The organism is Streptomyces sp. NPDC002754, assembly GCF_053592315.1.
This window is the reverse complement of record NZ_JBSFVM010000028.1, coordinates 81,582-91,337: the sequence shown is the minus strand read 5'-3', so window position 1 is coordinate 91,337 and position 9,756 is coordinate 81,582. Positions and strand designations below refer to the sequence as shown.

Annotated in this window: 9 protein-coding genes; 5 read left to right on the top strand and 4 right to left on the bottom strand. The window is 71.2% G+C overall.

The window, feature by feature from the left end; genetic code table 11:
• Positions 1-224: 224 nt before the first annotated feature.
• A complete protein-coding gene (locus ACWD2L_RS33715) occupies positions 225-1,247 on the top strand; it encodes an ATP-binding cassette domain-containing protein (RefSeq protein WP_351345062.1) in 1,023 nt (340 codons plus the stop codon).
• Positions 1,244-2,131, top strand: a complete 888-nt coding sequence (locus ACWD2L_RS33710) for an ABC transporter permease (RefSeq protein WP_351345059.1) — start codon at positions 1,244-1,246, stop codon at positions 2,129-2,131. The genes ACWD2L_RS33715 and ACWD2L_RS33710 overlap by 4 nt, the downstream gene beginning before the upstream one ends.
• Before the next feature lie 47 nt (positions 2,132-2,178).
• Here the strand turns inward: ACWD2L_RS33710 and ACWD2L_RS33705 are convergent, their stop codons facing one another.
• Complete coding sequence (locus ACWD2L_RS33705) at positions 2,179-5,691, bottom strand: AfsR/SARP family transcriptional regulator (protein ID WP_351345056.1); 3,513 nt, start codon at positions 5,689-5,691, stop codon at positions 2,179-2,181.
• A 166-nt stretch (positions 5,692-5,857) separates the two neighbouring features.
• Between ACWD2L_RS33705 and ACWD2L_RS33700 the strand changes: the two genes are divergently transcribed.
• The gene (locus ACWD2L_RS33700) at positions 5,858-6,658 is read left to right on the top strand and encodes a site-2 protease family protein (protein ID WP_351345053.1); all 801 of its coding nucleotides are present in this window, start codon (positions 5,858-5,860) and stop codon (positions 6,656-6,658) included.
• On the opposite strand, the gene ACWD2L_RS33695 is transcribed toward ACWD2L_RS33700, so the two are convergent.
• On the bottom strand, positions 6,648-6,848 hold the full coding sequence (locus ACWD2L_RS33695) for a hypothetical protein (RefSeq protein WP_351345050.1): 201 nt from the start codon (positions 6,846-6,848) through the stop codon (positions 6,648-6,650). The genes ACWD2L_RS33700 and ACWD2L_RS33695 overlap by 11 nt on opposite strands.
• 90 nt (positions 6,849-6,938) lie before the next feature.
• Positions 6,939-7,652, bottom strand: coding sequence for an NADPH-dependent F420 reductase (gene npdG, locus ACWD2L_RS33690; protein ID WP_351345047.1), 714 nt, complete (start codon positions 7,650-7,652; stop codon positions 6,939-6,941).
• 94 nt (positions 7,653-7,746) lie between these two features.
• Between npdG and ACWD2L_RS33685 the strand changes: the two genes are divergently transcribed.
• The gene (locus tag ACWD2L_RS33685) at positions 7,747-8,355 is read left to right on the top strand and encodes a phosphoheptose isomerase family protein (protein WP_351345044.1); all 609 of its coding nucleotides are present in this window, start codon (positions 7,747-7,749) and stop codon (positions 8,353-8,355) included.
• Positions 8,356-8,526: 171 nt separating this feature from the next.
• Here ACWD2L_RS33685 and ACWD2L_RS33680 read toward each other — a convergent pair whose 3' ends face one another.
• Positions 8,527-8,763, bottom strand: coding sequence for a hypothetical protein (locus tag ACWD2L_RS33680; RefSeq protein WP_351345064.1), 237 nt, complete (start codon positions 8,761-8,763; stop codon positions 8,527-8,529).
• A gap of 57 nt (positions 8,764-8,820) precedes the next feature.
• On the opposite strand from ACWD2L_RS33680, the gene map reads away from it, so the two are divergent.
• Positions 8,821-9,693: a type I methionyl aminopeptidase gene (gene map / locus ACWD2L_RS33675; protein ID WP_351345041.1), complete on the top strand. Its 873-nt coding sequence runs from the start codon at positions 8,821-8,823 to the stop codon at positions 9,691-9,693.
• Positions 9,694-9,756 lie beyond the last annotated feature (63 nt).

Here is a 9,756-nt window from a genome sequence, read left to right as displayed (position 1 = left end):
GCCTCAATCGCCGGCGGGGCTTGATGATCAAGCCCCGCCGGCGATTGAGGCGGCCCGTCCGGCAGGACTGTTTGTAGCCCCTGCGGCGATTGAGCAGGCCCGTCCGGCAGGACTTTCAGGGAGGGGCGGGGTGGGGAGGGAGCTTTCGGCGATATATCGGCGGCGGCCGCCACCTGTCGGTCGGATGTCGGTGGGTTGTCGGTGGGGGGTGACAGCTTGAGGGCATGACGCGAATCGACAAGAACCCCGTGAGCGACCGGCCGGTCGCCGTATCCGTAAGGGGACTGGTCAAGCACTACGGCGAGACCAAGGCCCTGGACGGCGTGGACCTGGACGTGCACGAGGGCACCGTGATGGGTGTCCTCGGGCCGAACGGCGCCGGCAAGACCACCCTCGTCCGCTGCCTGTCCACCCTGATCACCCCCGACTCCGGCACCGCGATAGTCGCGGGCTACGACGCCGTGCACCAGCCCCGCCAACTGCGCCGCGTGATCGGCCTCACCGGCCAGTACGCCTCGGTCGACGAGAAGATCTCAGGACGCGAGAACCTGTACATGATCGGGCGGCTGCTCGACCTGTCCAGGAAGGAGGCGAAGGCCCGCGCCGACGCCCTCCTGGAGCGGTTCTCGCTGACCGACGCGGCCGGCCGGCCCGCGAAGACGTACTCCGGCGGTATGCGCCGCCGCCTCGACCTTGCGGCGTCGATGATCGGCCGCCCGCACGTCCTGTACCTGGACGAGCCGACGACCGGGCTCGACCCCCGTACCCGTAACGAGGTGTGGGAAGAGGTGCAGAACATGGTCAAGGACGGCGTGACCGTCCTGCTCACCACGCAGTACATGGACGAGGCCGAGGAGCTGGCCTCCGAGCTCACCGTCGTCGACCACGGCAAGGTCATCGCGCGTGGCGGCATCGAGGAGCTCAAGGCGAAGGTCGGCGGCCGCACCCTGCGGATCCGTCCGGCCGACCCGCGGGAGCTGCGTCCGCTGGCGCACGCGATGGACGACATGGGGCTCACGGGCCTCGCCACCTCCACCGTGGACACCCAGTCCGGGTCCGTCCTGGTTCCCGTGCTCAGTGACGAGCAGCTCACCGCCGTGGTGGGCGCGGTCACCGCGCGGGGCATCACGATCGGCTCCATCACCACCGAACTCCCCAGCCTGGACGAGGTGTTCCTGTCCATCACCGGCCACAAGGCCTCCGCCCCGGAGGACGCCAGGCCCGAACTCCACGAGGCCGCCGTATGAGTTCCCACCCGTCTCCCACCGCCACCCTCAACGAGCCGCTGCGCGGCGCCCCTTCTGAATCCCTCTCCCCCACCACGGTCCCCACGATCACCGTCGAGGCCGACCCCAAGATCGGCCTGCGCGGCCATCTGCGGCACACCGGCGCGCTGATCCGCCGCAACCTGCTGTGGATCCGCAACGACCCGGAGTCGATGTTCGACGCGGTCCTCATGCCGGTCATCTTCACCCTCCTGTTCGTGTACGTCTTCGGCGGCTCGATCGGCTCCGCGATGGGCGGCGGCCAGGACGCGTACGTCCAGTACGTGATCCCCGGCATGGTCGCGATGATGTCCATGAACATCGCGCAGGGCGTCGGCACCGGCTTCAACGAGGACTTCCAGAAGGGCATCATGGACCGCTTCCGGTCCCTGCCCATCGGCCGCGGCTCGGTGCTGATGGCCAAAGTGGTCGTGGAGATGCTGCGGCTCCTCGTCGCCACCGTGGTCCTGATGATCGTCGCGCTGCTCGTCGGCTTCGACATCACCAACTGGGCCGGTCTGTTCGGCGCCATCGGCCTGACCGCGCTGTTCGGCTCCGCCATCATGTGGATCTTCCTGACGCTCGGCGTGGTCATGAAGAGCGCGCAGGCCGTGCAGGCCATGGGCTTCCTCGTGATGATGCCGCTGCAGTTCGGCTCCTCGATCTTCGCGCCGACCCAGTCGATGCCGGGCTGGCTGCAGGGCTTCACCGACTGGAACCCGATCTCGGCGCTCGCGGACACCTGCCGCGGGATGATGACCGGCGGCCCCGTCGCCCACGACCTGTGGGTGACCCTCGGGTGGACGGCGCTTCTCACCGCCGTCATGGCGCCGATCGCGATCCGTAAGTTCACCACGAAGAGCTGAGACCGCGCAGAACGGGGCCGGGCGACCCCGTCGCTTCGCGTCAGTCGTCAGTCGTCCAGCAGGGCGGTGGCCTCCTCCAAGGAGAGGCCACCGCCCTCTGCGTATGCCCGTTCGTACGTCGCCTCGTCGAGCAGCGCGCGGGTCTGCGCCGCGGCGGCCGCGCGCCAATTGCGTTCGAGTACGGCCGGCTTGTGGCCCTCGGGCATCGCCGCGTCGGCCGCGCCCATGAGCCGGGCGGCGGCCACCGCGTCGCCTTCCCTGCCCCGTTGGGCGAGGGCCCGGGACGCCGTGCACAGATGCAGCCCCAACAGTTGCGGCATGACGAGCGCGGACAGCGGGTCCCGCGCGATGGCGAGGCAGCGCCGTACATTCTCGACGGCGTCCTCGGTGTGCCCGTCGACGGCGTCGATCATCGCCTCCATGCCGACGGTCATGCCGTGGAAGAACCCGATCTGCGCCACCCTGAACTCGGCGCGCAGCAGGGCCAGTTGCTCACGGGCCTCGACAGTGCGACCGGTGAACGCGAGATGGGACACGAGGAAGAGGCGGGCGGCGGGCCGGGACTCGTTGGTGTGCCGGCGCCCGTCCTCCAGCGAGTCCCACAGCAGCGCCTCGCCCTCCTCGATGTCCCCCTGCTCGATACGCGCCTGGCCGAGCCTGACCTGGAGGATCGCAGCCTGGGAGTGGGCGCCCATGCTGTACGCGACCTCACGGGCGCGCGTGTAGTCGGCGGCGGCACCCTCGAAGTCGCCGAGCTTCTCGTACGCCTCGCCGCGCGCGGACAGCGCCTCGGCCGTTCCCCACTCGTCACCGAGCCGACTGAACAGCTCCAGCGACTCGTCGGCGAACGTGAGCCCTTCCTCGGCCCAGTCACTGCGGTTGGCGAACACGTTGGCCCGCATCTGGAGGACGAGCGCCAGCTCCCAGTCGTAGCCGAGCTCGCGGCAGGTCCGCGCGGACACCGCGGCGAGCTCCTGCAGCTGGTCCATGTCGCCGGTCATCAGGACGGCGAAGTACCAGATGTTGCCGGGCGGGCGGCAGGCCTGCGGGAGGTCGGGGTGGTAGGTCTCGATGACGGCGCGCAGCCGGTCCTGGCCCCGCTCCGTCTGCCAGTGGTCCATCTCCATGTCCATGTAGCCGAGCCGGCACAGGTGGACCTGGCGGCGCGCCTCTTCGAAGAGCTCGCCGGTCAGCGGGGGCGGGGTGTCGGTGCAGCGCTCGAAGATCGGCGGGGCGGGGCTGCCGGGCCCGGCGAACGGGTCGGGGCCGAGCGCCGCGGCCTCCCCCGTCCACGTACGGGCGTCGACGCGCAGGTCCCGCATCTGCCAGAACCAGGTCAGGGACAGGACGAGGCTGAACGCCTCCTGCTCGTCACGGGCCGCGACGGCGTGCCGCAGAGCGGTCCGGAGGTTCTCGTAGTCCCGCTCGATCCGGGCGATGGCCGCGCGCTGGCCGCTGCCGCGGAGCAACGGGTCGGTGGTGCGGGCGAGTTCGCGGTAGTACGTGAGGTGGGCGCGCTCGGCGGCGGCGCGCTCCCCGGACTCGTCGAGGCGGTCGCCCGCGTACTCGGAGACGGTTTCGAGGAGCCGGTAGCGCATGTCGCCGCTGCCCTCCTCCGGGGCGGCGACCACGAGCGACTTGTCGACAAGGGAGGCCAGGGCGTCAAGCGCGTCCGGGCCGCAGACCGCCTCGGCGGCGGACAGGTCGCAGCCGCCGCTGAACACGGAGAGGCGGGCGAGGGTGGCACGCTCCGGCACGTCGAGCAGCTCCCACGACCAGTCGACGACCGCGCGGAGCGTCTGCTGGCGGGGCAGGGCGGTGCGGGCGCCGGAGGTGAGGAGGCGGAAGCGGTCGTCGAGGCGGTCGGCGATCTGGCGGGGCGTGAGCATCCGGAGCCGGGCGGCGGCGAGTTCGATGGCGAGCGGAAGCCCGTCGAGGCGCCGACAGATCTCACCTACGGCTTCCGGGTCCTGCTCCGGGGCGAACCCGGGACGAACGGCCCGGCCGCGCTCCCCGAACAGCCGCAGCGCGTACGGCTCCGGGAGCGGTTCCACCGGGTACAGCAACTCGCCCGGTACGCCGAGGGGTTCGCGGCTCGTGGCGAGGATCGTAACGCCGGGGCAGTGGGCGAGGAGGTCCTCCGCGAGGGCGGCGGCGGCCTCGATGACGTGCTCGCAGTTGTCGAGGATCAGCAGGAGACGGCGGTTCTCGCAGTGCTCCACGAGGCGTACGAGGGGGTCGTCGCCCTGGCGCTCGCCCGCGACGCGGAGTTCTTCGGCGCCGGCGCCGCGCAGCACGGTTTCGCGGGCCCCGAGGGCGCCGACGACCGCCTCCGGTACGGCGGCGGGGTCGCTGACCGGGGCGAGCTCCGCGAGCCACACCCCGTCCGGGGCGGTACCGAGCCCCTCGGCGGCCTCCTGCGACAGCCGCGTCTTGCCTGCGCCGCCCGGCCCGAGCAACGTGACCAGCCGCACGCGGCCGAGGTCGGCCCGGATGGCGTCGAGGTCGCCGTCCCTGCCCACGAACGAGGTCAGCCGGGCCCTGAGGTTCCCCGGGGCGGAGGCCGTATCCCCGTTACGCGGCACCGCGGGCCGCCTTGCCCACCCTGCCGCCCCAGGCGGCAGACTGCCCAAGGCGACGGCAGCAGCACCGGACGCCCCAAGCCCCTGCGCCTGCGCCTGCGGCGGGTGGGCCCCATCAAGCCCCTGCGGCGATTGAGCAGGCCTTTCCAGCCCGGCCGACGATTGGGCAGGCCTTTCAAGCCCCGCCGGCGATTGAGGCGGGTCCGGGGCGGAGCCCCGTGGCGTCGGGGCGGTCGGGGCGGTCGGGGCGGTCGGGGCGGTCGGGGTCAACAACTCCTCGTGCAGCGCCCGAAGTTCCGGCCCCGGATCCGCACCAAGCGCATCCGCCAACTCCCGCCGCACCACCTCGTACGCCACCAACGCCTCCGCCCCCCTCCCCGCGGAGCGCAACGCCCGCAGGCGCAACACCTGCAACGACTCGTCCAACGGATACGCGTCACACAGCGACGTCACCTCCGGCAGGACCTCGTGCGCACGGCCCAGGTCCAGACACGCCGCGAGACGCGTCCGCCGCGCGTCCACATGCCGCGCGTCCCAACGCGCCCCCTCCGCCACCCGGTCCGGAAGATCGGCGAGGACCGGCCCCCGCCACAACCCGAGCGCATCGTCGAGGAGGTCGACCGCCTTCGCCGGATCCCCGTCCGCGAAGGCCCTCGCGCCGTCGGCGGTCAGCCGCTCGAAGCGGAACAGGTCGACGTCGTCCGCGGAGGCCGCGAGCCGGTACCCGCCGTCGGACGAGGTGATCACCTCCGCCCCCAGGGCCCTGCGCAACCGCCCGACGAGCGCCTGCAACGCACCCGCCGCATCCGCGGGCGGTTCCTCGCCCCACACTTCGTCGACGAGGAACGCGACGGGTACGGCGCGGCCGGGCCGCAGGGCCAGCACCGTGAGGAGCGCGCGGAGGCGTGCCCCGCCGACCGGGACGGCCGTGCCGTCGTCGCGGAGTGCTTGCGTGGTGCCGAGGATGCGGTAGCGCACGGACCTATTGTCCCCGCTGCCGCTCGGCCACCGCGCCCGGTACCTGCCTGGGCTTCGTCATGCCCCTACCTTGTCCGGAACTCCCGCAGTACCGCGACACGTTTCCCGCATACAGCGAGTACGTTCGGTGAGCCAGCCGACCAGTCAGCCCCGGGAGTCCCACCCCATGACCACCGCCACCGCACGCCGCGGCGACAACAGGATCAGCCCCGTCTTCCTCGGCATCGCCGCGATCACGGCGGTGGCCGGCTGGGCGGTGTGGACGGACTTCGCGTCCCAGCCGGGCTTCGCGGTGTTCCTGTTCGTGACGGGCGCCTGGGTCGTCTCGCTCTGTCTGCACGAGTACGCGCACGCGCGCACGGCCCTGCACAGCGGCGACATCTCGATCGGCGCGAAGGGCTATCTGACCCTGAACCCGCTGAAGTACACGCACGCCCTGCTCAGCATCGTGCTGCCCGTGCTCTTCGTGATCATGGGCGGGATCGGCCTGCCCGGCGGCGCCGTCTTCATCGAGCGGGGCCGGATCCGGGGGCGCTGGCGGCACAGCCTGATCTCGGCGGCCGGGCCGCTGACGAACGTACTGTTCGCGATCGTGTGCACGGCGCCGTTCTGGCTGGACGCGCTGGACGGAGTGCCTGACACGTTCCGTTACGCGCTCGGATTCCTCGCCCTGCTCCAGGTGACCGCGGCGATCCTGAACTTCCTTCCGGTGCCGGGCCTGGACGGGTACGGGGTGATCGAGCCGTGGCTGTCGCACAAGATCCGGCGGCAGGTGGAGCCGTTCGCGCCGTTCGGTCTGCTCGCCGTGTTCGCGGTGCTGTGGATCCCGGAGATCAACCAGTGGTTCTTCGAGGCGGTCGACTGGGTGCTCGGCGCGCTCGGCGTCCACGAGTGGGACACGTACTGGGGTCGCGAGTTCTACCAGTTCTGGCAGGGCACCCCGGAGATCCCGACGTTCACGCAGTAGGCGCGGCCTCGGCCTGCGCGGCCTGCTTCTCGGCCTTCGCCCTGCGCAGGTAGAACCACGACATGTTCGACGTGACACCCGCGATGAGCACCCACACGATCCCGAGGAAGCTGCCCTCGACGAAGGAGACCACGGCCGCCGCGACGGCCAGGGCGCAGACGACCAGGGAGAACAGTGCGATGCGGGGCATGGGGGTCGGCTCCAGACGACGGTGCGGCGGGTAGTACGCCGACCAGTGTCCCCCATGCCCCGTGAGCGCCGGAAGGCACCCCGTACGTGCCTATACGTCGGTTACGCGCAGGCCCGCGTGCGCCTTGTAGCGGCGGTTCACCGAGATGAGGTTCGCGACCAGGGACTCGACCTGGTGGGCGTTGCGGAGCCGGCCCGAGAAGATGCCGCGCATGCCCGCCACGCGCCCGGCGAGGGCCTGGACGAGCTCCACGTCGGCGCGCTCCTCGCCGAGGACCATGACGTCGGTGTCGATCTCCTCGACCTCCGGGTCGATGAGCAGGACGGCCGACAGGTGGTGGAAGGCGGCCGTGACCCGCGAATCCGGAAGCAGCGCCGCGGCCTGCTGCGCCGCGCTTCCCTCCTCCGGCTTCAGGGCGTACGCGCCCTTCTTGTCGAAGCCGAGCGGGTTGACGCAGTCGACGACGAGCTTGCCCGCGAGGTCCTCGCGCAGGGCTTCGAGGGTGGCGCCGTGGCCGTCCCACGGCACGGCGACGATCACGATGTCGCTGCGGCGGGCGCACTCGGCGTTGTCGGCGCCCTCGATGCCGAAGCCGAGTTCATCGGCGGCGGCCTGCGCGCGCTCGGTGGCGCGGGAGCCGAGGATCACCTTCTGGCCCGCGCGGGCGAAGCGGTAGGCGAGGCCCTTGCCCTGCGGTCCCGTCCCGCCGAGGACGCCGACGACGAGGCCGGAGACATCGGGCAGGTCCCAGGGGTCCTTGGCCGGGGCCTTCTGGCCGCTCCGGCTGCTTTCGGTAGAGGTCATGCGGCGACCCTACCCAGGGGGTACAGGTCTCGTACGGGCGGACTTCCACCGAACGAGACGAACCGGCAGGCCACTTGAGGCACCATGCGACCCCATGGATGCCGTACGAGTAGCACTGCTGCGCGAGGTACTAGCCGGGACCGAGTGGCCGTCCGCCACGCGTCGCTTCGCCGGGGCGCTGCGCTCCTCGGTCGCCGCGCACGGCGGCGGGCTCCTCCTCGTGGGCACGCCGACGTACGAGCCCTGGCATCTGGCGGCCCATCTGGTCGACGAGGCGGCCTGGTCCGGTGTGCCCGAGCTGGCGCCCACGCTCGTCCGGCATGCGGCGCGTCCGGACGACCCGGCGCATCTGGCCGTCGGGCTCGGCCGGCTTGAAGCGGCGCGGCGCGGCGAGACGCTCCTCGTGGTCACGCCGTCCTCGCCGGGTGCGTCGTTGCTGGAGCGGGTGCACGATGCGCGTCGCGCGGGGGCGACGATTCTGGCGCTCGAAGCGGGGGCCTCCGGCGGTGAGCTCGGGGCCATGGCGCATGACGGGTTGAGCGTTCCCGTCGACACGGATCTCGATATCGACACGGTGCAGCATTTGGTCAGTGCGGCGGCGGGGGAGAACGCGGTGGGGGCTCCGCGGGGGCGGCGGGGGTTTCGGGACCGGCTGTCCCGGCTGGCCGATCATTTGACGGCGCCGCCGCCCGCGCGGTGGTGAGTGTTGCCCCCCCCCCCCCGCACGGGGCTCCGCCCCGGACCCCGCTGCTCAATCGCCGCAGGGGTTGAAAGACGCGCCTCAATCGCCGCGGGGGCTCAAAAGACGCGCCTCCATCACCGCAAGGGCCTGAAAGACGCGGCTCAATCGCCGCAGGGGCTTAAATGACGCGGCTCAGTCGCCGGCGGGGTTTGAATTGTCGTCCGGCTTGTCGTGCCAGCGGGGGTCGGACTCCCACTCCAGGTTGCGTTCCTTCGCGGTGTCCATCGCGTGTTGGGCCTCCTCGCGGGAGGCGTAGGGGCCGAAACGGTCCTTGTTGGGGCACTCCGGCCCCTCTTCGACCTTCTTGTGCTCCAGGCAGTAGTACCACTCGCCCGGCTTTCCGACGGTTCGCTTCTTGAACAGCGCCACGGCGGCTCCTCTCGTCCCCGCCATGCTCCCCCACCCGCGCTCGTTACACTCGCTGGCATGTCTGGCCAGTCGCAAGCTTCGCCCACCCTGCTCGTTCCGGGGGAGATCTCCCCCGTCCGCTCCGTGCCCGGGAACATCCGGCGCCCCGAGTACGTCGGCAAGCCCGCGCCGACTCCGTACACGGGCCCCGAGGTGCAGACCCCGGAGACCGTCGAGGCGATGCGGATCGCCGGCCGGATCGCGGCGCGGGCCATGGCGGAGGCGGCGAAGGCGATCGCCCCCGGTGTCACCACGGACGAGCTGGACCGGATCGCGCACGAGTACATGTGCGACCACGGCGCGTACCCTTCCACGCTCGGCTACCGCGGCTTCCAGAAGTCGCTGTGCACGAGCGTCAACGAGGTCATCTGCCACGGCATCCCGGACTCGACCGTCCTCAAGGACGGCGACATCATCAACCTCGACGTCACCGCGTACATCGGCGGCGTGCACGGCGACAACAACGCCACGTACCTGGTGGGCGACGTCGACGAGGAGTCGCGGCTGCTCGTCGAGCGGACCCGCGAGTCCCTCGACCGTGCCATCAAGGCCGTCAAGCCGGGGCGTCAGATCAACATCATCGGCCGGGTCATCGAGTCGTACGCGAAGAGGTTCGGGTACGGCGTCGTGCGCGACTTCACCGGGCACGGCATCAACTCGTCGTTCCACAGCGGCCTGATCGTCCCGCATTACGACTCCCCGCAGGCCACGACCGTGATTCAGCCCGGCATGACGTTCACGATCGAGCCGATGCTCACGCTCGGCACGTACGAGTACGACATGTGGGGGGACGGCTGGACGGTCGTCACGAAGGACCGTAAGCGGACCGCCCAGTTCGAGCACACGCTGGTCGTCACGGAGAGCGGCACGGAGGTCCTCACGCTGCCGTAGGCGTTGCTGCCGTGGGCGATACCTCTCGCGCATCGAGCCCGCCCCTTGTGGGGCGGGCTCTTC

Bases quoted from the DNA above. Each gene is read 5' to 3' on its own strand.
- ACWD2L_RS33715 (WP_351345062.1), top strand. From the start codon at position 225: ATGACGCGAATCGACAAGAACCCCGTGAGCGACCGGCCGGTCGCCGTA.
- ACWD2L_RS33710 (WP_351345059.1), top strand. From the start codon at position 1,244: ATGAGTTCCCACCCGTCTCCCACCGCCACCCTCAACGAGCCGCTGCGC.
- ACWD2L_RS33700 (WP_351345053.1), top strand. From the start codon at position 5,858: ATGACCACCGCCACCGCACGCCGCGGCGACAACAGGATCAGCCCCGTC.
- ACWD2L_RS33695 (WP_351345050.1), bottom strand. From the start codon at position 6,848: ATGCCCCGCATCGCACTGTTCTCCCTGGTCGTCTGCGCCCTGGCCGTC.
- npdG (WP_351345047.1), bottom strand. From the start codon at position 7,652: ATGACCTCTACCGAAAGCAGCCGGAGCGGCCAGAAGGCCCCGGCCAAG.
- ACWD2L_RS33685 (WP_351345044.1), top strand. From the start codon at position 7,747: ATGGATGCCGTACGAGTAGCACTGCTGCGCGAGGTACTAGCCGGGACC.
- map (WP_351345041.1), top strand. From the start codon at position 8,821: ATGTCTGGCCAGTCGCAAGCTTCGCCCACCCTGCTCGTTCCGGGGGAG.